The sequence below is a fragment of the Kribbella lupini genome, assembly GCF_039529595.1.
Lineage (GTDB): Bacteria > Actinomycetota > Actinomycetes > Propionibacteriales > Kribbellaceae > Kribbella > Kribbella lupini.
Genome location: NZ_BAAANC010000002.1, coordinates 1,898,783 through 1,919,832 on the forward strand (window position 1 = coordinate 1,898,783; position 21,050 = coordinate 1,919,832).

At 70.2% G+C, this 21,050-nt stretch carries 19 protein-coding genes; 11 read left to right on the top strand and 8 right to left on the bottom strand.

Going from position 1 to position 21,050, the window contains the following annotated elements:
* Window positions 1–15 precede the first annotated feature (15 nt).
* Genes ABD235_RS22295 through ABD235_RS22305 form a run of 3 tightly spaced genes read left to right on the top strand, consistent with a single transcriptional unit; the run spans window position 16 to window position 3,490 of the window.
* On the top strand, window positions 16–2,352 hold the full coding sequence (locus ABD235_RS22295; RefSeq protein WP_344177060.1) for a glycoside hydrolase family 95 protein: 2,337 nt from the start codon (window positions 16–18) through the stop codon (window positions 2,350–2,352).
* 9 nt (window positions 2,353–2,361) lie between these two features.
* Window positions 2,362–2,898 carry a hypothetical protein gene (locus ABD235_RS22300; RefSeq protein ID WP_344177063.1) on the top strand — a complete coding sequence of 179 codons (537 nt, stop codon included), beginning with the start codon at window positions 2,362–2,364 and terminating at the stop codon, window positions 2,896–2,898.
* A 52-nt stretch (window positions 2,899–2,950) separates the two neighbouring features.
* Window positions 2,951–3,490 (top strand): hypothetical protein, encoded by a 540-nt coding sequence (locus ABD235_RS22305; RefSeq protein ID WP_344177065.1) that lies wholly within the window; start codon window positions 2,951–2,953, stop codon window positions 3,488–3,490.
* On the opposite strand, the gene ABD235_RS22310 is transcribed toward ABD235_RS22305, so the two are convergent.
* Window positions 3,487–4,407 carry a helix-turn-helix domain-containing protein gene (locus tag ABD235_RS22310; RefSeq protein ID WP_344177067.1) on the bottom strand — a complete coding sequence of 307 codons (921 nt, stop codon included), beginning with the start codon at window positions 4,405–4,407 and terminating at the stop codon, window positions 3,487–3,489. The genes ABD235_RS22305 and ABD235_RS22310 overlap by 4 nt on opposite strands.
* Before the next feature lie 174 nt (window positions 4,408–4,581).
* Here ABD235_RS22310 and ABD235_RS22315 point away from each other — a divergent pair, with 174 nt between their 5' ends.
* Both ABD235_RS22315 and ABD235_RS22320 read left to right on the top strand, forming a co-directional pair.
* Entirely contained in the window at window positions 4,582–4,914 is a 333-nt protein-coding gene (locus ABD235_RS22315) for a PadR family transcriptional regulator (RefSeq protein WP_344177070.1), read from the top strand.
* On the top strand, window positions 4,911–6,224 hold the full coding sequence (locus ABD235_RS22320) for a DUF1700 domain-containing protein (protein WP_344177071.1): 1,314 nt from the start codon (window positions 4,911–4,913) through the stop codon (window positions 6,222–6,224). Before ABD235_RS22315 ends, ABD235_RS22320 begins: the two co-directional genes overlap by 4 nt.
* A gap of 13 nt (window positions 6,225–6,237) precedes the next feature.
* Here the strand turns inward: ABD235_RS22320 and ABD235_RS22325 are convergent, their stop codons facing one another.
* From ABD235_RS22325 to ABD235_RS22340, 4 genes are all read right to left on the bottom strand, one after another.
* Window positions 6,238–6,999 (bottom strand): GNAT family N-acetyltransferase, encoded by a 762-nt coding sequence (locus tag ABD235_RS22325; RefSeq protein ID WP_344177073.1) that lies wholly within the window; start codon window positions 6,997–6,999, stop codon window positions 6,238–6,240.
* A gap of 181 nt (window positions 7,000–7,180) precedes the next feature.
* On the bottom strand, window positions 7,181–8,128 hold the full coding sequence (locus ABD235_RS22330; RefSeq protein ID WP_344177075.1) for an adenylate/guanylate cyclase domain-containing protein: 948 nt from the start codon (window positions 8,126–8,128) through the stop codon (window positions 7,181–7,183).
* A 397-nt stretch (window positions 8,129–8,525) separates the two neighbouring features.
* Window positions 8,526–8,933, bottom strand: coding sequence for a cyclic nucleotide-binding domain-containing protein (locus ABD235_RS22335; protein ID WP_344177076.1), 408 nt, complete (start codon window positions 8,931–8,933; stop codon window positions 8,526–8,528).
* An 87-nt stretch (window positions 8,934–9,020) separates the two neighbouring features.
* Entirely contained in the window at window positions 9,021–9,698 is a 678-nt protein-coding gene (locus ABD235_RS22340; RefSeq protein ID WP_344177079.1) for a TetR/AcrR family transcriptional regulator, read from the bottom strand.
* A 59-nt stretch (window positions 9,699–9,757) separates the two neighbouring features.
* Here ABD235_RS22340 and ABD235_RS22345 point away from each other — a divergent pair, with 59 nt between their 5' ends.
* Window positions 9,758–10,486 (top strand): hemerythrin domain-containing protein, encoded by a 729-nt coding sequence (locus ABD235_RS22345; protein WP_344177081.1) that lies wholly within the window; start codon window positions 9,758–9,760, stop codon window positions 10,484–10,486.
* Here ABD235_RS22345 and ABD235_RS22350 read toward each other — a convergent pair whose 3' ends face one another.
* Together ABD235_RS22350 and ABD235_RS22355 are read right to left on the bottom strand one after the other, a co-directional pair.
* Window positions 10,487–11,176, bottom strand: a complete 690-nt coding sequence (locus ABD235_RS22350; protein ID WP_344177083.1) for a class I SAM-dependent methyltransferase — start codon at window positions 11,174–11,176, stop codon at window positions 10,487–10,489.
* Entirely contained in the window at window positions 11,176–12,384 is a 1,209-nt protein-coding gene (locus tag ABD235_RS22355) for a 3,4-dihydroxy-2-butanone-4-phosphate synthase (protein ID WP_344177086.1), read from the bottom strand. Before ABD235_RS22355 ends, ABD235_RS22350 begins: the two co-directional genes overlap by 1 nt.
* A gap of 290 nt (window positions 12,385–12,674) precedes the next feature.
* On the opposite strand from ABD235_RS22355, the gene ABD235_RS22360 reads away from it, so the two are divergent.
* Both ABD235_RS22360 and ABD235_RS22365 read left to right on the top strand, forming a co-directional pair.
* Window positions 12,675–13,934, top strand: a complete 1,260-nt coding sequence (locus tag ABD235_RS22360) for a glycosyltransferase (protein ID WP_344177087.1) — start codon at window positions 12,675–12,677, stop codon at window positions 13,932–13,934.
* Window positions 13,935–14,072: 138 nt separating this feature from the next.
* On the top strand, window positions 14,073–15,599 hold the full coding sequence (locus tag ABD235_RS22365) for a glycoside hydrolase family 183 protein (RefSeq protein WP_344177089.1): 1,527 nt from the start codon (window positions 14,073–14,075) through the stop codon (window positions 15,597–15,599).
* A gap of 3 nt (window positions 15,600–15,602) precedes the next feature.
* Here ABD235_RS22365 and ABD235_RS22370 read toward each other — a convergent pair whose 3' ends face one another.
* On the bottom strand, window positions 15,603–17,243 hold the full coding sequence (locus ABD235_RS22370; RefSeq protein WP_344177091.1) for a threonine/serine exporter family protein: 1,641 nt from the start codon (window positions 17,241–17,243) through the stop codon (window positions 15,603–15,605).
* A gap of 694 nt (window positions 17,244–17,937) precedes the next feature.
* On the opposite strand from ABD235_RS22370, the gene ABD235_RS22375 reads away from it, so the two are divergent.
* Genes ABD235_RS22375 through ABD235_RS22385 form a run of 3 tightly spaced genes read left to right on the top strand, consistent with a single transcriptional unit; the run spans window position 17,938 to window position 21,046 of the window.
* Window positions 17,938–19,095 (top strand): Gfo/Idh/MocA family protein, encoded by a 1,158-nt coding sequence (locus tag ABD235_RS22375; protein WP_344177093.1) that lies wholly within the window; start codon window positions 17,938–17,940, stop codon window positions 19,093–19,095.
* Window positions 19,092–20,234, top strand: coding sequence for a dihydrodipicolinate synthase family protein (locus ABD235_RS22380; RefSeq protein ID WP_344177095.1), 1,143 nt, complete (start codon window positions 19,092–19,094; stop codon window positions 20,232–20,234). Before ABD235_RS22375 ends, ABD235_RS22380 begins: the two co-directional genes overlap by 4 nt.
* A complete protein-coding gene (locus ABD235_RS22385) occupies window positions 20,231–21,046 on the top strand; it encodes a sugar phosphate isomerase/epimerase family protein (RefSeq protein ID WP_344177096.1) in 816 nt (271 codons plus the stop codon). Before ABD235_RS22380 ends, ABD235_RS22385 begins: the two co-directional genes overlap by 4 nt.
* Window positions 21,047–21,050: the final 4 nt, after the last annotated feature.

Below are 21,050 nucleotides of genomic sequence, written 5' to 3' on the forward strand. Positions count from 1 at the left end.
AATTAGGGTGACCCGGTGCTTAAGCGTGAGGTGGTCGAGCGGGCGGTTGACGGCGTACCGGCAGGACGGCTTTGGTACGCCGCGCCGGCCGAGCGGTGGTTCGAGGCGTTGCCGGTGGGCAACGGGTTCGTCGGCGGGATGGTGTACTCCGGGACGGACGGCGAACGGGTGAGGCTGTCGGCGTCCACGGCCTGGTCGGGAGCGCCGGGGAGCAGCGACGTCAGCTCGACGGCGTTGAAGTACCTGCCGCAGATCCGGCGACTGCTGCTGGCCGGCGAGTACGCCGAGGCGCAGGCGCTGGCGGACCAGCACCTGCCGGGGACCCCGTCGTCGTTCGGGACCAACGTGTCGTTGCCGGAGCTCCTCGTCGAGCACGGCGTCGACGGCGAGGCCAGCGGGTACGAGCGCTCGCTGGAGCTGGGCGACGCGATCGTCCGGTCGCGGTTCACCAAGGGCAGCGTCGACGTCGAGCGCGAGGTGTTCGCGAGCAACGTCGCCGGAGTGCTGGTGGTGCGGGCAACCAGCAGTGCGCCGGTGTCGCACCGCGTGAGCTTCAGCGGAGACGGGATTCCGGCCGAGGTCACGGTGGACGGCGCGACGCTGATCCTCCGCGGTCAGGCGTACGAGGACCTGCACAGCAACGGCAAGGTGGGCAGCACCGTCGAGATCCAGGCGAAGGTGCTGACCGACGGAACGGTCGCAGCGAACGAGGCGGAGGACGGGCTCGAGGTCAGCGGCGCGACCGCGGTGACGGTAGTCGTTGCTGTGGGCACCGACTGGCTGGGCACCGACCCGGCGCAGCAGGCGAGCGAGCGGTTGAGCGACGTACCGGCGTACGACGTACTGAAGCAGGCGCACGTCGAGGACCACGCGGCGCTGATGGGCCGGGTGGGGCTGGACCTCGGGAGCAGCCCCAAGGACGGCCTGCCGACCGACGAGCGGCGGCGGTTGTTTGCCGAGGGCGCCGATGATCCCGAGCTCGTTGCCCTGTACTTCCAGTACGGCCGGTACCTGACGATCGCCGGATCACGGGCCGACTCGCCACTCCCCCTTGCGCTGCAGGGATTGTGGAACGACGGGCGCGCGTCCGGTGGACCGTGGACCAACGACTTCCATCTCGACATCAACACCCAGCAGAACTACTGGGCGGTCGAGATCACCAACCTCGGCGAGTGCCACCAGCCGCTGTTCGGGCTGATCGACGGACTGCGGGCGAGTGGCAGCGTCACCGCGGCGGAGATGTACGGCGCGCCGGGGTGGGTCTCGCACACGGTGTCGAACGCCTGGAGCTACACGGCGCCCGGCTGGGGCCTCGGATGGGGTCTGCACGTGACGAGCGGGATCTGGATCTCGCTGCAGCTGTGGGAGCACTTCGAGTACCACCGGGATCTGGAGTTCCTGGCCGGCCGCGCCTATCCGGTCCTCAAGGACGCCGCGCAGTTCTTCCTGGCGTACCTGACCGAGGACCCGGAGACCGGCTACCTGCTCAGCGGGCCGTCGGACTCGCCGGAGAACTGGTACCTGACGCCGGACGGCGAAAAGTGCTCGATCTCGCTGGGCAACACGACGGACCGAGTGCTGATCGAGGCGCTGTTCAGGATCTGCGCCGAGGCGTCGGAGCTGCTCGGCCTCGACGAGGACTTCCGGGCGGAGGTGACCAAGGCCAGGGAGAAGCTGCCGCCGTTCCAGATCGGCAAGCACGGCCAGCTGCAGGAATGGCTGCACGACTTCGACGAGGCCGAGCCGAACCACCGGCACACCTCGCACCTGATCTCGGTCTACCCGGAGCGGCAGATCACCCCCCGTACGACGCCGGAGCTCGCGCAGGCGGCCGAGGTCGTCATCGATCGGCGGCAGAACGCGGACGGCTGGGAGCAGACCGAGTGGGTCGAGGCCAACCTGATCGCGTTCTACGCCCGTTTGCAGAAGGGCGATCTCGCACTGCGGCACGTCCGCCAGCTGATCGCGGACGCGAGTGAGGACAACCTGCTGTCGTACTCGGTCGCCGGCATCGCGGGCGTGGACGAGAACGTGTACGCCTTCGACGGCAACTCCGGCGGAACCGGCGCGATGGCCGAGCTGTTCGTGCAGTCGACCGGCACCGAGATCGAGCTGCTGCCCGCGCTGCCGACGGCGTGGCCGACCGGATCCGTCACCGGTCTGCGCGCTCGCGGCGGTTACACCGTCGACGTGTCATGGGCCGAGGGCAAGCTCAGCGTCGCCCAGATCACCGCTTCGGAGCGGTCGACCCCCCAGCAGGTCCGGCTCGGCGACGAGCTGATCGCGCTCGACCTCGCCCCCGGTGAGACCGCCCGGATCACGACCTTCCAGGAGGACCCCGACCGGACCTAGCCTGAGCGCATGCGCCGCACTCGGACCGGTCTGGCCGCAGTCGCCCTCTGCGCGACGGCGGTCCTGACCGGCTGCGGGCCGCCCCTCGCCGACCACAGGCTCGGCATGACCGTCGACGACTCCGGCAACCCCGTGATCGTGCTGCAGGACTGCAAGGAAGGCGACGTCGTCGAGCTGCAACTCTTCGACGAGTCGCGCACCTCGCAAAGCTTCCCGGGCGGCGAACCGCCGGTGCCGATCGCCGTCTACACGACGTCGGAGGCCTCGAAGACGGTCCGCCAGATTCCGGTGAAGACCGGTGGCGCCGGCTGGGCGCCGACTGCCGTGGTCCCCGCGCTGCGGGCGAGCGCGTCGTACAAGGTCCGCGGCTGGGGCAAGGAGCACCAGTCGTACGGCGGGCAAACGATCTTCACGCCGAACGACCTGAAGAGCTTGAAGCCGGGCGAGGTCCTGTACGGCGTCCAAATGCAGGTGGACTCCGAGGTCCACGTGGAGAAGGTCCGGTACCCGTCGCTCGACGAGTTCAGTCCGTCCAGCTGCGACTAGAGGTCCTTGGGCTCCCCCGAATCACGACCTCCTAGGCCTTTACCCTGGGCGGATGCGCCTCACTCCGACCGGTCTGGCCGCAGTCGCACTCTGTGCGACCGCGGTCCTGACCGGCTGCGGGCCGAGCCCCGCCGCCGCCAAGGTCGGCATGACCGTGGACGACTCCGGGAGCCCGGTGATCGTGCTGGAGGACTGCAAGGAAGGCGACATGGTCGAGCTGCAGCTCTTCGACGAGTCGCTCACCCCTCAGCCGAACTCCACCGGCGGCACCACCAGTTTGCCGATCGCCGTCTACACCGTGTCGAAGGGCTCGAAGACGGTCCAGCAGATCCCGGTGACCCGGGGCGGCGCCGGCTGGGAGCCGGTGACCGTCGTCCCGGAGCTGCGGCCGAGTACGTCGTACAAGGTGCGCAGCTGGGGCAAGGGGCACAAGTCGTTCGGCGGGCAAACGATCTTCACGCCGAACGACCTGAAGGCACTCAAGCCGGGTGAAGTCCGGTACGGCGTACAGGTGAAGACCGCCTCGGGGGTCTACCAGGACGAGTACCACGTCGCACCGCTCGACGAGTTCGCCCCGTCCGACTGCGACTAGCCGGCGACGAACTCCATCGGGTCGCCGAAGCCGAGGTCGGTGACCCCGGCGCTGTGGAACGCGCCGACCAGCACGCACCGCCGGTGCGCCGCGAACGTGAGCACGTGCGCCACCATCCCGCCGTACGTGAAGACCCTCGGCGGTTCGCAGGTGGTGTCGACGAAGCTCTCGTCGAACCGGCCCTCGTCGTTCAACCGGTTGACCAGGGCAACGAACCGCGACCCCGCGTCGGCGTGCCGGGTCCGCAGCTCCGGGATCGGCGTGGTCACGTCCCGCCCGCACTCCGGGACCTGGAACGGCCGGTCCTCGACCGAGGCCAGCCACATCTCCTCCTGCCAGACCAGCCGGTCCAGCAGGTACCGGATCGACGTGTCGTCGTCGATCCCCTCGACCGACGACACGATCGGCCGGTCCAGCGCCTCGGCGTCGAGCCGGGCGCCACGTTCGATCAGTTCGCTGGTGAGCCACACGTGGTGCTCGACCATCCGGACCAGTACATCCATCCCTCTCACCTTTTTCCTCGCGGGCAGGCGCAGGCCTGCCGGTGGCTGGAAGTGCACGCCGCTCGGTGCGGCGAGGAAGAACACGCGGGACGACTCGCCCCGCCAGACGCGCGGCGACATCCCGTACGCCCGGGCGAAGGCCCGGGTGAACGCCTCGTGCGAGCCGTAGCCCGCGTCGACCGCGATGTCGAGGACGCCGACGTCCTCGGCCAGCAACCGGTACGCCGCCCGTTCGAGCAGCAGCCGGCGCCGGAACGCACCGGGCGGCTCGCCGGCCGCCGCGCTGATCACGCGGTCGAAGTGGAACCGGGACAGGTAGGCCCGGCGCGCGAGCGCGGCACCGGTCGGCACCTCCCCGGTGGGGTCCAGGCTCTCCGCCACGGCCGACACGAACTCGGCGTACACGTCTGTCATGCGTCCACTGTGCCGCCTGAGCGGCCGGCGCGACTTGATCGATCTTGCGGAGGCGCGGCGGTGTTGATGATGCGGACTACTGCGGGATGTGTAGTAGTGTGAACGGCAGAGCACCGCCGATCCCGGTCTGAGGGGTCCGGGGCGGCGGTGCGTCGACCTGCCGAGGAGTTGTCGATGGATCCGAGCCAGTTGCTCAAGGGCGTGCTGGACCTGGCGGTGCTCGCCGTGCTGCGCGACGCCGACGGGTACGGGTACGACGTGCTGCGGCGACTGCGCGCGGCCGGGCTCGAAGAGGTCGCGGACGCCTCGGTCTACGGGACGCTGAGGCGGCTGTTCGCGGCCGGCGCGCTGACGTCGTACGTGCAGCCCAGCGAGGAAGGGCCGCACCGCAAGTACTACGGGCTCAACCAGGTCGGCCTCGACCTGCTGACCGAGTCCACCAAGACCTGGAACCACTTCGCCGGCACGATGGCGGGCCTGCTGACCAAGAAGGAGGAGGCGGCGTGAACAGCACCCTGACCGGAACGATCGCGACCTATCTGGCGCAGGTCAAGGCGGAGCTGGCCGACCTGCCGCCGGGTGAGCTCGAGGACGTGCTCGACGACGTCGCGAGCCACCTGACCGAGGTCGCGGCCGAGTTCCAGCAGGAGCCGACCGAGGGACAGCTGTGGGAGCGGCTCGGCACCCCTCGCCAGTACGCCGACGAGCTGCGCACCGCGGCCGGATACCCGGCGTCGACGCGGGCTCCGGAACAGAACGAGAGCGCCGCCGAGAAGGCGTTGCGCTGGGGCATCATCGCCGGGATCGTTGGGCCGTTCTTCGTGCTGATCGGGCTGCTCACCGGGTCTCCCGCGCCGGTCGGGTTCCTCGGGCTGATCGGCCTGACGGTGCTGTTCGTCGCGGCGTACCTCGGAGTGCGTGCCCTGGGCAACAACAGTCCGCGGGCGGTGCTGGACACGCCCCGCGGGGCGCAGGGCAACGAGTTCGTCCGCGGCCTGATCGAGCAGATCCCGCCGAACGTGCGGACCGAGCTGATCAGCGTCGGCCAGCCGGTGTGGTGGGTCGCTCGCGGCGCACTCGGCGGTGGCGGGTTCTTCGCGCTGTTCGGTGCGGGAGCGGTCGCGGTCGTCGGCGCGATCGCGGGTGCGGGAGTGTCGATCTGGATCGGCCGCCGCAGCCAGCAGGACCGGCGCTGGCTCTGGTACGTCGTACCGCTGAACGTGATCGCGATCCTGGCGCTGCCCGCCGTGCTCGTGGTGGGCCTGCTGGGTGGGTCGGGGGCGTTCTCGATGCGGAACTACGATCGCGGCAGCAACACGTCGGCGTACCAGGACGGGCTGGTGCTGAACGGTTCGCCGGTCGAGAACCTGTACCCGTTCGACGAGAAGGGTCAGCAGGTCAGCGTCCGGCTCTACACGGAGAACGGCTCGCCGGTGAACCTGCCGGTGCGGGACTGCTCGGCGAACTACGGCAACGACCAGCGGATCACCAACCAGTTCCCGCTGACGACGGTGGATCCGGACTCCATGGGCACGTACGACCCGGAGACGGGTGAGCCGGTTGGGTGCCGGGAGTCCACGAAGGCGCCGTTCGTGCCGCCGCCGGCGCCGGCTACGCCGACCAAGGCGACGCCGACTCCGACACCTGGCGCGCCAACTACGAGTGGGCCGACCACTGGAGCCAGTGGTGGGCCGACGACCGGGGCTACTGGTGGGCCGACCGCGCCGACCACCGGGGCGACACCTGGGCCGACCGCGACGCCTTCGGGCAAGCCGTCGACCGGCGTCACGCTGACCGTTCCGCCGCCGACCCGCTGACGGTTCCGCTGGGCTACAGGTGCGCCGCCCCGACCGGGTGGTACCTGTAGCCCAGTTTGCGATAGAGACCAATCGCGGTTTCGTTGCGGCCGTCAACCATCAGCCCGACGCGGCCGTGCCGCTTGACGAGCTCGGCCGTGACGAAGGCGCACACCTGGCGCGACAGTCCCCGACCTCGCGCGGCGGGCAGGGTCGCGACTCCGGCGATGAAGCCGACCTCAGGCGCACTCCAAGCATCAGCCGCGACGCTCAACAACCTTCCCCGCTGGGTGCCTCCAGTCTCGGCACGGTCCGCGCTTGACTCTGGTTCGGAGTCCTCGATGCCGGCCCAGCGGCTGACGCCCGCTTGACCCGGCCAGGCATACGACGTCGGCGAGGCCTCCTCCAGCAACTCGGCCACCCCCGCGTCGTCAGCGAACCACCGCGCCGTCACGGTCTCCACCGGCGCCTCGTCGATCTCCATCCACCCGAACGTCGCCCGCAGGCTCAACTCCGGAACCCGCTCGACCACCCCGCGAATCAGCGTCTCGTCCCCGAACGGCCGGTACGCCGGCCCGACGATCCCCATCACGTCCCGAACCAACGGCACCACGTCGTCGAGCGGCCCGCTCACCACGATCCGATCGTGCCGCGACAGCTCGGGCGCAACCACCGCGACTGCGTCCCCGGCGTACCAGGCCCGGTTGCCGGCTTTGAGACCTTGGCCGGCCCACAACACCTTCGCATCCCCGTCAGCCGCCGCGACCAGCTCCGCCGGGCTCAAGATTTCACGCACTCAACCATTGTCCCCGCAGCCAGTCCGCCACCCGCGGGCGGTCGGTGCTGGTGACGGACGCCCACCACTCATCAACCCGCCAACCACCGCCCGGGCCACGCTCAACCACCGGGCTCGAGACCTGTTGAGGAAGCGTTAGTGAGTGGTGCACGTCCGGTCCGCGGCGCGGGCGTGGCGGCCGTTATGGGTTGGTGTTGCGTTGGAGGGCGTACGGGGTGAGGTGGTGGTAGCCGCGGACGGAGACTCGGCGGAGGCGGCGGAGGTGGTACGACGGGTGGCCGTCGAGGGCGGCGGCGAGTTCGCGGTCGGTGAGGACGCGGCCGGGTTTGCACTCCGACGTCAGGCGAGCGGCGAGGTTGACGGTTTCGCCGTACACGTCGCCGAGACGGATCAGGATGGCGCCGTACGCGAGGCCGATCCGGAGTTCGGGGAGGTCGTCGGTGGCGGCGACGTGGTCCTGGAGGGCGAGCGCGACGGCGGCGCCCTGTGCGGCGGTGTCGGTCACGAACAGGACCTCGTCGCCGATGGACTTGATCACCCGGCCGCCGTGCTGCGCGACGACGTCGGCGGCCATGCCCTCGAAGCGTTCGATGAGCTCGCCGAGCTCGGCCTCGGAGAGCCGGCGGGTCAGGCGGGTGTAGCTGACGATGTCGGCGAACCCGACGGCGCGGATGCCGCGCGCCAGTTCGTCCGACGCGGCGACCGAGCGGCCGGCGGCGGCCGCGAGGTGGCGGCGCCAGACGTAGGTCTGCAGTTTCTCCATCGCGGGCAGCAGCATCCCGGCGACCTCGATCGCCTCGTCGGCCGGCAGCTTCGCGTGCGCGAGGAAGTCGAGGAACATCGCCGACTGCCACGACGCCAGCCGCGACTGCGTCTGCCCGAGCTTGCGCGCCAGCGACGACTCGACCGACGGGTCGATGAACCCGTCGTCCTCCAGCGCCGCGACCAGCCGCAGCGCCTCCACGTCGTCCGCGGTGAACGCCACCTCGTCGTCCGGCACCGTCGCGAACCCGAGCGCCCGCCACATCCGCTCGGCTCGCTGGTACGAGATCCCCGCCCGCTCGGACACCTGATGCCGCGTGAACGTCCGCTCCCCACCCAGCAGGGTGGTCTCGAACTCCTTCGCCAACGCCCCGAGATCAGGAGGAGCCTGAGCGGACGCCCCATCGGGCACAGATGCATGCGACTGCGCGGCTTCCCCGGTTGGACCGGGATCGGCGACGGGGGCTCCCCCGGCAACAGGTGCCGGATCGGCAGCGGGCGCTGGATCGGCGGCGGGCGCGGACTCAGATGGGATGGCATCGGAGGAGGGGGCGGCTTGCGCGTCGGCTGAGCCGGTCGCCTCGGCGGGGAGAGCCGGGGCTGTGATGGGGGAAGCGTCGGATGCCGGTACGACGGTCTGCGGGTCGCCTGAGCCGGTCGCCTTGGTGGGGAGATCCGGGGTGGCGGCGCGGGTGCGCTTGCCCTCCGGCTCCGACCTGGGCGCGGGGGATTGTCTGTCCTGCTCCACCGATTCCGAGTCCGGGTCAGGCGTTGGGTTGGGGGCCACGGCGTTCGGCGATGGTGGCGTCGATGGCGTCGCGGAAGTTGGGGAGGCGGGTGGTGAGGTCGTCGAACTTCTCGCGGGTGAAGTGCAGCAGCTGGAGCCGGGACTTGGCGGTGACTGTTGCTGTGCGCAAGCGGTTCTGGCGGACCGCGACCTCGCCGGCGATGTCGCCGGGGCCGAGCTCGGCGATCTCCTCGCCCTTGACGCGGACCGACGCCGTACCGGCCAGGATCAGGTACGCCGCGTCCGGCGGCGTCTGTTCCAGGATGAGCGACCACCCGGCCGGCACCGAGACCTCTTCGCCGGCCCGGAAGATGTCCTTGATCTCGCGGCCGGACAGGTCCGCGAACAACGGCAGGTCCCTGGGGGACGTCCTACCCAACGCCACGTCGATCCTCCGAGCCCGCCGGACCAGCGTCCGGCGCCACAGTCGATGTTTCCCGTCGGTAACTCTAACGCTTGAACCGCTCGGGGGTCACCGAAACCCGGCATCTCGCCGGGAATCCCGCCCGGCACCCGCTGGATCCGGCACAGCCCGACTCACGTCCAGTACGGCGTACGCCTGCTCGCGCAACCACTCCTCCGCGGCCTCCCACGACCACCCGCAGTCGCGCACCAGCGTCCGCCACGCCCCGAAACCGAACGACAGCCACAGCACGTCCCCAACCTTCGCCGCGCTCAGCCCATCCCGGGTCAGCCCGAGCGCGATCAGGTGGTCGGCCGCCTCCTGCAAGGCCGCCCGGTACGCCGTCGTACTGTCACGCCAGGCCTTCTCGGCGACCTCGTGCGCACCCAGCGCGGAGTAGATGATGTCGACCGCGTCCTGCAGACCCTCGTTGGCCTGCCGGGTCGCAGACGCCAACTCCGCAACGACTCCTGGCAGATCTCGACGAGCCCGGACGCGTTCCAGCGAAGCCGCCGCGTCCGACTCCTGGATGCTCACGCTGATGATCTCGGTGAGGATCTCGGCCTTGTTCCCGACGCTCGCGTAGACGGTCTTCACCGAGACGCCGGCCGCCGCGGCGATCTCCGCGACCGGCACCCGCGCGTACCCCTGCGCCGCGAACAGCCGCCGCGCCGCGTCGACGATGTCGCGGCGCGTACCGGCGGCATCTTCTCGCCGTCGCGGGGAGTGGTAGGTCCGGGGCGTCATGGGTTCAGGCTACGCTCAAGGAAATCATTAGAACCATCTTCACCTCAATTGGAGTCGCCATGACCGAGGGCCTGCGCCTGTACGACGAACTGATCGCCGTGCACACGATCATGCGGCGCAGCACCGCGCTGGTCGTCGACGCCCTGCAGGCCCTGATCGACGGCCGGCCGGTCCGCGTCGCGACGCTGGTGAAGCTGATCGACTGGCAGGCGGCGTTCGTCCATCACCACCACGAGAGCGAGGACGAGCTGTTCTGGCCGGTACTGCGCGAGCGGTTCCCCGAGGTCGTCGCGCAACTGGACGCGCTCTCGGTCGAGCACGACAAGCTCGACGGGGCGTTGGAGCAGCTCTCCGCCGAGGCGGCCGGGCTGCGCGGTGCGCCCGCCGGGCCTGCCTCGCAAGGCGCAGCCGCCGGGCGGCGAGAGCAGGGCGCATCCACGTCGCCGGGCGCATCCGCCGGCCAAGGGCCGCAAGCGACGGCCGCTGCCCTGCTGCCCGCCGCGCTCGAGGTCCGCGACGTCCTCGCCGGGCACCTCGACACCGAGGAGCCGATCCTGCGGGAGCTCTTCCCCGACGTACCGGCCGACGAGATCATCGCGCTGCGCAAGGCGATCGTGGCCGGCGCCCCGAAGGCCGGCCCGGAGTGGGTTCTCGGTCTGTTGGAGAACCCGACCCGGGCCCAGGGCTACGACATCATGATGGCCAACTTCCCGCCGCCGGTGCGCTGGCTGCGCCCGATCCTGCTGCGCTCGTACGCGAAAGCCCGCCGTTCCCTCGCGGTCGACTGATCAGGACCGTCGCGCGGAGATCAGCAGCAACGGCGGCCGGCGCCGATGGACGGCCAGGTGAGGCTTGCGTTCCACCTGGTCGAGCGAGGGCTGCGGCTCCCGCAACGCTTCGATCGAGAAGCCGGCGGCCAGCAGCGCTTCGACGATCGAGCCGATGGTCCGGTGGTACTTGACCACGCCGTCGACGAACCAGTTTCGTTGCCGGCGGCCCTCATCCGCGTAGTCGTCGATCACCTGGGCGGATGCTTCGAGCGGCGCGGTGACCACCGGATGCTCGACCGAGAACACGAACTGCCCGCCCGGCACCAACCACCGCGCAATCCGACCGACCAACCCGGCGAAGTCCTCGACGTAGTGCAACGCCAGGCTGCTCACCACGAGGTCAAGCGAGGCGCCCGGCAGGTCGAGCTGGGCCAGATCCGCTTGCAGGTAACGGATCCGAGGATGCTCCACCGCCTGGGAGAGCATCGAAGTCGAAGCATCCACCGCGATCACCGACGCACCGGAAGAAGCAAGCCGTACGGCGAGCTCACCTTCGCCACAGCCCAAATCCGCGACCCGCAGGCCTTCATCAACCGAAGGCAGCAACGCAGACATCGCCGGGATCTCGAGTTCGTCGTTCAAGCCCATCCCGGTACGGCGGAGTTCCCGGTAGCCGGCCAGGAAGCGCGGGTCGTCGTACAAAGCCATCACAACCACCGAGCCAGGTCGTCGACGTCGATCATCGGCAAGTCCCAGCGCAGCGCGAACTGCTCCAGATCGACCGCGTCCGCCATCACACCGTCCGGCCGCATCACCTCGCAGCACACGCCGACCGGCGCGAGCCCGGCCGCCACGCACAGCGCGACCGTCGCCTCCGTATGCCCCTTCCGCTCGGCCAGCAGGCCGGGCCGCGCGGCCAGCGGGAACACGTGCCCGGGCTGCAGAAAGTCGCCAGCCACCGCATCCGGCGAAGCGAGCCGCCGGATCGTCGCCGCGCGATCCGCCGCGCTCACGCCGGTCCCCGGCAGCGACGCGAGGTCGACCGGCACATACATCGCGGTCCCCTGCCGATCACCCTCGCCGGGCATCGGCGGAATCTCCAGCCGTTCCAGTACGTCGGCCGCGCACGGGATCGTCGTGTGCCCGCAGACCTGCGTCAGCAGGAACGTCATCGCCTCCGGCCGGAACCGCTCCCCGGCGAACACCACGTCCCCTTCGCCTTCGAGCGTCGGGTCCCACACGACGACCCCGCCCCCGGCAGCGAGCTGCGCAACCACCTTCTGTACGCCGACCTCGCCGCTCAACTGCCCCGCCCACGGCAGCCGCGCGACGGCGCTGAGCAATTCGGGCCCGTGCCCGAGGCGCGCCATCCGCGTGAGCAGGTCGCTCTCCAGGTTGACCCGGTCGCCGACGGCCAGCGCGCCGAGCGTCGTACGGCGAAGGGTGTTCGGCACGAGAACGACCGAGAAGCGATCCTTCAGGACCTCGGCGACGGTCAGGCTGACGCCGTTCAGCGCGACCGAGGACTTGGCGACCAGGCGGGCCAGCAACCGGTCGGCGGGTTTGATCCAGACCCGTCGGCCGGCTGGTTCGTCGTCGATCCGCAGGACCTTGCCGACGCCGTCGACGTGGCCTTGGACCAGGTGCCCGTCGATCCGGTCGCCGGCGGCGAGCGGCAGCTCGAAATGCACCTGCGTCCCCGGCACGACCCGGTCGAACGTCGTACGGCGGCGGGTCTCGTCGGTGAGCGCGGCGACCAGCGCGCCCGGCTCGACCGACTGCATCGTCATCCGTACGCCGTCCAGGCAGACGGCGCCGCCTTCGGCCAGCGGGACCGTCCGGTCGACGGTGATCCGGAGCGCCTCGGCGCCCACTTCCGCGACGACCGCGGTCCGCTCGATTCTTCCTGTGAACATGTGTCAGCTCCCGCGTCCAGAGATGACCAGGGACCTGAAGGGGTCCGAGCACGAAGCGGGGTATCACCGCGTGGCCCCGGCCGTACCGGGTCACTCCGTACGCCGTACGGAGCCGACGGGCCCGGGATCAGCTCCCAGCCGTCACACCTTGGAATCGCACCGCTCGCAGTAAACCACAGCGGTGGGTTTCCTCAGCCTGTGGACAACGGGCTGAGCTGAACCGGTCTAGATGCGTACCGTCTGGGGTCCGTGGGCCGGGCGTGCGGCGCACCAGGCTCTGGGGTGGGCTCATGCGCGTGGCGCTGGTGGGGATGGGCAGCCGAGGTGACGCCCAGCCGATGGCCGTGCTCGCGGCCGAGCTGATGGGACGCGGGCACGACGTCGTGCTGGCGACCTCGTCGGATCTGGCCTGGATGGGGCCGGCGTTCGGCGTACCGACCGTGGACATGGAGCTGAGCGCGCGGGAGTTCCTCGAGTCGGAGCAGGGGCGGCGTTGGCTGGCCGCGGGCGACGTCGCGTCGTACGTGCGCTGGCTGATCGACCACAAGCACCAGATCGCCGACCAGCTGCACACGGCGTTGCTCGAGCTCGTGGCCGACGTGGACGTGCTGGTGTCGGGGACGGCGACCGAGCTCGAGGGCGTGGTGATCGCGGAGAGCCGCGAGCTGCAGTACGTCGCGGTGCATCACGCGCCGATGCGGCGGAACGAGGCGTTCCCGCATCTGCTGGTGTCGACCGAGGTGTTCTCGCCGGAGCAGAACCTCGCGACGTACGACGAGGTCGAGAAGAGCAGCTGGCCGTTGTTCGCGCCGTTCGTGAACGATCTGCGGGCCAAGCTCGGGCTCGCGAGTACGACGGAGACGTCGTCGCAGCGGCTCGCGCGGGCCGGGTCGCTGGAGTTGCAGGCCTACAGCCGGTACGTCGTACCGGAGTTGGCGGACTGGGACGTTCGGCGGCCGTTGACCGGGTTTCTGACGCCGAATCCTTCCCAGCGGGCCGCGCTGCACTCGGCGTCCGACGACGGGCTGCTGGAGTGGATCGCGGCGGGCGAAGCGCCGGTGTACTTCGGGTTCGGCAGCATGCCGGTGCTCGACACCCAGGCCGCGGTGACGCTGATCAGCAAGGTGAGCAGCTCGCTCGGCGTCCGCGCGCTGGTCGGCGCTGGGTGGAGCGATGTGGTGGCCGGCTCGTCGGAGGACGGGCAGGTCCGGGTGGTCGCCGAGTTCGACCACGAGGCGGTGCTGCCGTTGTGCCGGGCGGCTGTTCATCATGGTGGAGCTGGTACGACGGCCAGCTCGCTGCGCGCTGGGCTGCCGACGGTGGTGTGCTCGATCTTTGCCGATCAACCGTTCTGGGGTGCGCAGTTGAGGCGGTTGAGCGTGGGGACGACGCTCAAGTTCACCGAGTTGACCGAGCTCGCGTTGCTGGACGCGCTCGAGCCGGTGCTCACCGACGCGTACTGCGCCCGCGCCCGCAAGCTTTCCGAGCAGTTGCTGGCGGAGTCCGGCGCTGAGCAGGCGGCGGCCGCGATCGAGCAGGCAACCAGCTGAGCGCCGCAACTCACCTCGCGCGCTGACCGTTCCCACCTGCAGTCCAGGCGTTGACCTCCCGCGGATCGCCGGTTACGTTGGCTGAGAAATCGATTTCCCCGTGTCCTGCCTCCGTACCGCCCTCCCTTGGAGACACGCATGCAGAAGCGTTTCGCCCTCCTCCTGCCGCTGGCGCTCGCCGCCGCCCTGCTGCCCGGCACCTCCGCTCCAGCGGCCCGCGCGACCGCCGTACCGAGCCCTGCTGAGCAGGTCGCCAAGCTGACCGGCCCGGGCTCGATCAACGACACCGAGGCCCGGTTCGGGCTGAAGGCAACCGATCTCGGGATCCTCTGGGACAACGGGTCCGGCGAGATCCTGACCGCGTTCGGCGACAGCTACGGCAGCGGCTGGACCGGCCCGGGTGGTGGCGCCGGCGATCCGGCGACCATCGACTGGCGCTGCAACCTGTTGTTCCGCAGCAAGGACCGCAACCTCGCCGACGGAATGACGCTGGACAGCGCGGCCGAGGACCGCCCCGGGCACGCCAAGGAGTTCCTGGGCTGCAAGAAGATCGACCGCGACGAGCACACGGTGATCCCGACGGCCGGGATCGCGGTCGGGAAACGCCAGTACGTGCAGTACATGTCGGTCAACTACTGGGGCCCGGCCGGCAGCTGGTTCACCAACCACTCCGGCTTCACGTACTCCGACGACAACGGCGAGACCTGGACCAAGGACCCGAACGCGCGCTGGCAGAACACGCCGACCTGGGACAACAACTTCCAGATGACCGCGCTGGTGCGCGATCGCGGGTACGTCTACATGATCGGTACGCCGAACGGCCGGTTCGGGAACGCTCACCTCGCCCGCGTTCCGGAGCGGCAGGTGCTGACCAAGAACGCGTGGCGGTACTGGGACGGTTCTCGCTGGTCGGCGCGGGAGAGCGCCGCCGTACCGATCGCGATCGGGCCGGTCAGCGAGGTGTCCGTGCAGTGGAACGCGTATCTCGGGAAGTGGCTGATGATGTACCTGGACGAACAGCGGGCGTCCGTCGTCCTGCGGTCGTCGGCGTCGCTGACCGGGCCATGGAGCGGCGAGAAGATCGTTGCCAAGGGCACTGATTTCCCCGGCCTGTACGGGACGTTCATGCACCCGTGGTCGTCCGGGCCGGACCTGTACTTCACGATGTCGCAGTGGGATCCGTACAACGTGTTCCTGATGCACACCAAGCTCACCGACGACGGCACGGCGACGAACCTGGTGACGGATCCCGGCTTCGAGGAGCAGACCGGGACGACACCGTCCGCGCCGTGGCAGTTGAACGGGCGGGGCGGGATCGACGCGGCTGACCTCGGACACAGTGGCGCTCGGAACGCCTACCTGCGCGACTCGATCGGGTCGCACGCGCTGCAGCAGAACGTGGCCGTGCGGCCCGGGCACCGGTACCGGTTGTCGGCGTGGGTGCGGACGGCGGAGAACAACCGCGACACGGTGGTCGGCGTACGGACGCTGGCTGGTCGTTCGGTGAAGGTCGAGCGGGGTGGCGCGCATCCGGCGTACTCGCGGGTGAGTGTGGAGTTCGACTCCGGGCGCGAGTCGTTGGTGCAGGTGTACGCCGGCTTCACGGGCCACGGGCAGGACGTCTGGTTCCAGCTCGACGACGTGGCGCTGGAGGAGATCCGCTGAGGCCTACTTCGGGCGGCGGGAGCGGCGGGACGTCGTACGGCGGGGGCGGGGTTGGCGAGGGCGGACCGGGCGGCGAGGGCCTACCAGGCGGGGGCCGGCCAGCCGGTCTTCGAGGCGGCGAGCTTCTCGGCGGATGGGTTGGGCGACGTACTCGCCGAGGATGATGCCGGAGGCCAGGGCTACGCCGATGGCAACGGCTGTGGCGAGGCTGACTATGCCGATGAGGTTGCCTTGGGCCATCAGTTCCAGGAGGCCCTTGTAGATGGTCAGGCCTGGGAGGAGCGGGATGGTGCCGGAGACGACCACGACGAGCGGGGGCACGCCGGTGCGGCGGCCCAGGGAGTAGCCGGCCAGGCCTACGACGAAGGCGGCCGCGGCGGTGGACCAGGCTGGGCCGAACTCGGCTCGTGCCATCAGCGTGTAGGCGAGCGAGCCGAGGGCGCCGACGATGGCGACGGGAAGGAGCGAGCGGAGCGGCGCGTACGACGCGTAGCAGAAGGCGACGGCCATCAGTGCGCCGGAGGTGACCATCACCGGGAGGTTGGCGAGCTGGATGGTTTGGGCTTCGATGGCGACCGGGAGGCCCAGCTTGAGGCCCAAGGTGAGGCCGAGGCTGACGCCGGCAATGATGCCGCCGGTGAGCAGCATCGCCTCCAGGAGACGGGCCGCGGCGGTCACGTAGTACCCGGTGATCGCGTCCTGCACGGCACCGGTGAGCGCGATCCCGGCCAGCAGCATGATGATGCCGGCGGCAACGACCAGTGAGGGTTTCACCGGCGCGTGCACGGCGTACAGGATCAGCGCGACCGCCGTCGCGACGAACGCGCCCGCGACCTGCTGGTAGAACGCGGGCAGTCGCTGGCGGTTGAACCACCGGTTGCTCAGCTCGATCACGACCGCGGTGACGACGGCGATCGCGGTGATCAGCCAGCCGCCACCGAGCAGCAGCGTCGCGCCGCCGGCCATCACGCCCCACGCGAGCACCGAACTCCACCGCGGGAACGGCGGGCCGGCCGAGACGATGCGGGCGAGCTCGCGGCTGCTCTCCTCGCGGTTCAGCTCGCCGCGCGCGAAGTGGCGGACGAGCCGGTCGACGTCGGTCAGGCGGGAGAAGTCCTGGCTGCGGTACCGGACCACGCGCATGTGCGTCTCCGGGGCGACGTCGGGCGCGGCCTGGTACGAGATCGCGATCGAGGTGAACGTGATGTCGACCTCACAGCCGCGCAAACCGCCGGCCGCGGTGACACCGAGGATGGTCGCCGTCGCGTCCGCCGTACCGGCTCCGCTCGACAGCAGCACCTCGCCGATCCGGAGGGCCAGGTCGAGGGTGCTGTAGAGCTCGCGCTGCTCGTCCCGCGCCTGCTGCTCCTCCTCGGCCCGCCGGTCCTCGGCACGGCGGCCGCCTTTGCGTCGTTCGCCCTCATCGTTGGGTACGGCCGCTCGCCGCTCGGACTCGCCGTCCGGTACGGCGTCCGCGCGCCTGCCGGAGCCGGGCGTCCGGTCTTGTACGGCGGACCGGTGCACTCGCGCCCCGAGGCTGTCGCCGTCGGGCTCGGGCAGCGGTACGTCGTGGACGTCCTGCCCGACCTCGTGGGTCTGGCCGACCTCCGGCCCGGTACTGCCGGTCCGCTCACGCTTGGACACCGCACTCCTCTCGTCTGCTGTGACGCTAACGCCCATCTGCGTGCCGTACCCAACCGGACGGGCACCACCCGTCGGCCGCTGCGACGTGCACCACCCACCAAGGTGCGGTAGGTAGCGGTGGGCGCGCTCAGGCAGGCGGGAGTGGAGCCTTCCGCGCGGGTTGGTGGGTGGTGGGCGTCGATCGGTCGCCGTGCGGCACTGATCAAGGAGCGCTGCGCGCCGGCGGGCACGCTCAGAAACGCGACGGTGGGGGACGTTGGCGGGGGTTGATCAGTGATGGGCGGCGGGGGTGGCGGACGTGCAGCACTCAGCAACCCGCGCGGGGCGGTGAGAGCCACGCTCAGCGACGTGAGAGCCGCGGCTCTCCGCGGGGGTTGGTGAGTGGTGGAGGTTCGCGGGGCCGTGGTAGCCGGTGGGTCGGAACCGGGCGTGGGGTTGGCGCGGGTCTGCGCGGCGCCGGGTGCTGGTCCGGTCGCCGCGGGTGCGGTCGGGCCCACCCGGACCAGCAATCGCTTTCCGGCCGGAATCGGCAAGCGGTTGACTCGGTGTGATGGTCGACCTAAGGTTGCGGTCACACGCTTGGAAAGCCCTTTCCACGGCGTCAGTCGGGAGGCGTTGCGCGGCTCCTGGCGCACTACCGCCCCGAACCGAACCAGCGCAGTGAGAACCAGCGCGCCGAGGAAAGGCAGCAACAGTGAGCGAACGACGCGTCGGCATCGTGATGAACGGCGTCACCGGCCGGATGGGCCTGCGGCAGCACCTGGAGCGTTCCATCGTGGCGATCCGTGAGCAGGGCGGGATCCCCGCCGCCGACGGGTCGATGATCATTCCCGACCCGATCCTGGTCGGGCGCAACGAGCTCAAGCTGCGCCGGATCGCCGAGCAGTACGGGCTGACCCGGTGGACCACCGACCTGTCCGCCGCGCTGGCCGAGCCGGACGTCGAGATCTACTTCGACTCCCAGCTCACCCAGCTGCGTGAGAAGGGCGTCCGGGCCGCCGTCGAGGCCGGCAAGGCGATCTACTGCGAGAAGCCGATCGCCGAAGGGCTCGAGGCGGCGGTCGACCTGGCCAAGCTGGTCCGCGACTCCGGGCTGAAGAACGGCGTCGTCCAGGACAAGCTGTCGCTGCCCGGCCTGCGCAAACTGAAGCGGCTGGTCGACGGCGGGTTCTTCGGCAAGATCCTCTCGGTGCGCGGCGAGTTCGGGTACTGGGTGTTCGAGGGCGACTGGCAGGAGGCGCAGCGGCCGGCCTGGAACTACAAGTCCGAAGAGGGCGGCGGGATCGTCGTCGACATGTTCTGCCACTGGCGGTACGTGCTCGACCAGATCTTCGCGCCGGTGCAGACGGTCTACTGCCAGGGCGCGGTGCACATCCCGCAGCGCTGGGACGAGCAGGGCAACGAGTACGTCGCCACCGCCGAGGACGCGGCGTACGGCGTGTTCGAGCTCGAGGGCGGGATCATCGCGCAGCTGAACTCCTCGTGGGCGACCCGGGTGTTCCGCGACGAGCTGGTCGAGTTCCACGTGGACGGGACCGAGGGGTCGGCGGTTGCCGGGCTGCGGAACTGCCACGCCCAGCACCGCTCGGCGACGCCGAAGCCGGTCTGGAACCCGGATCTCCCGGCCGAGTACTCGTTCCGCGACCAGTGGGCCGAGGTGCCGGACAACGAGGTGTTCGACAACGGGTTCAAGGTGCAGTGGGAGATGTTCCTGCGGCACGTGGTCGACGACGCGCCGTTCACCTGGGACTTCGTCGAGGGCGCCAAGGGCGTGCAGCTGGCGGAGCTCGGCCTGCAGTCCTGGAAGGAAGGCCGCAAGCTGGAGGTCCCGGCGCTGGCGATCGAGTCATGAAGCTCCCACTGAATGGTCAGTTGGTCGACTACACATTGACCGGTACACCGGTTGCTCACGGCAACTATGAACCGGCCCGCAGCAGGCTCGCGTTCGCGGCCGCTCACGTGGTGGCCGACCCGCTGGGCGACAACGCACCCGGAGCTCCGGCGGCCATCGACTGGGAGCACACCCTCGGCTTCCGCCGCCACCTGTGGTCGCTCGGGCTGTCCGTCGCCGAGGCGATGGACACCGCCCAGCGCGGCATGGGTCTCGACTGGGCCGCCACGCAGGAGCTGATCCGCCGCTCCGCCGCGGAGGCGCCGGACGGTCGGATCGCGGTCGGCGTGGGCACCGACCAACTGGGCCCGGGCGAGCACTCACTCGAGGCGGTCACCACCGCGTACGAAGAGCAGCTCGCGGTCGCCGAAGAGGTCGGCGCCCAGCCGATCCTGATGGCGAGCCGGGCGCTGTGCGCAGCGGCGGGGTCAAGCGACGACTACCGCAAGGTCTACGACCACCTCCTCGCGCAGTCGACCCGGCCGGTGATCCTGCACTGGCTCGGCAGCATGTTCGACCCCGCGCTCGACGGCTACTGGGGCACCGACGACCTCGGCACCGCCGCCGACGTGGTGGTCGACCTGATCGCCGAGAACACGGCCAAGGTCGACGGCATCAAGGTCTCGCTGCTCGACGCCGCCAAGGAAGTTGCCCTGCGCAACCGTCTCCCCGAGGGTGTCCGCCTCTACACCGGCGACGACTTCAACTACCCCGAGCTGATCCGCGGCGACGAGGACCACCACAGCGACGCCCTGCTCGGCATCTTCGCGGCGATCGCCCCGGCGGCCGCGGCGGCGCTGAAGGCACTCGACGACGGCGACCTGACCCGGTACGACGAGATCTTCGCGCCGACCGTCCCGCTGGCCCGGCACATCTTCTCCGCGCCGACGCCGTACTACAAGACCGGCATCGCCTTCCTGGCCTGGCTGAACGGTTACCAGCCCGGCTTCGGCATGGTCGGCGGGCTCCAGACCGGCCGCTCGGTCCCGCACCTGGCCGAGACCTTCCGGCTCGCGGACCAGGCCGGCGTACTGACCGATCCCGACCTCGCGACGCAGCGGTTCCGGCTGCTGCTCGCCACCCACGGGATCGACGCGTGAACCGCTACAGCCTCAACCAGGCGACCACGAAGTACTGGCCGCTCGAGGACGTCGTCGCGGCCAGCGCCAAGGCCGAGCTGAGCTGGATCGGCCTGTGGCGCGAACCGATCCAGGAGTACGGCGTCGAGAAGGCCGCGCGGCTGGTGAAGGACGCCGGTCTGAAGGTGTCGTCGCTGTGCCGCGGCGGTTTCTTCACCGCCACCGATCCGGTCGAGCGGAAGGCCAAGATCGAGGACAACCGCCGAGCGATCGACGAAGCCGCAACGCTGGGCACCGACACGCTCGTGCTCGTCAGCGGCGGACTCCCCCAGGGATCACGGGACATCGACGGCGCGCGCCAGATGATCGTCGACGGCCTCGCCGAGCTGGCGCCGTACGCCGAGGAGCATGGCGTCCGGCTCGCGATCGAGCCGTTGCACCCGATGTTCTGCTCCGACCGCTGCGTGGTGTCGTCGCTCGGTGGCGCGCTCGACCTGGCCGAGCAGTTCCCCGTCGAGCAGGTCGGCGTGATCGTCGACGCCTACCACCTGTGGTGGGACGCCGACGTGTACCGCCAGATCGAGCGGGCCGGCGCCCGGATCTGCTCGTACCAGGTGAGCGACTGGACCGTGCCGCTTCCAGCCGACACCCTGCTCGGGCGCGGCATGATGGGCGACGGCGCGATCGAACTGCGCCGGTTGCGCGAGGCCTGCGACGCGGCCGGGTACACCGGGCCGGTCGAGGTGGAGATCTTCAACCAAGAGCTGTGGGACGCGCCCGGCCAGGAGGTCTTCGACCTGGCGCTCGCCCGCTATCAGGAACACGTTGCCTGAAGCC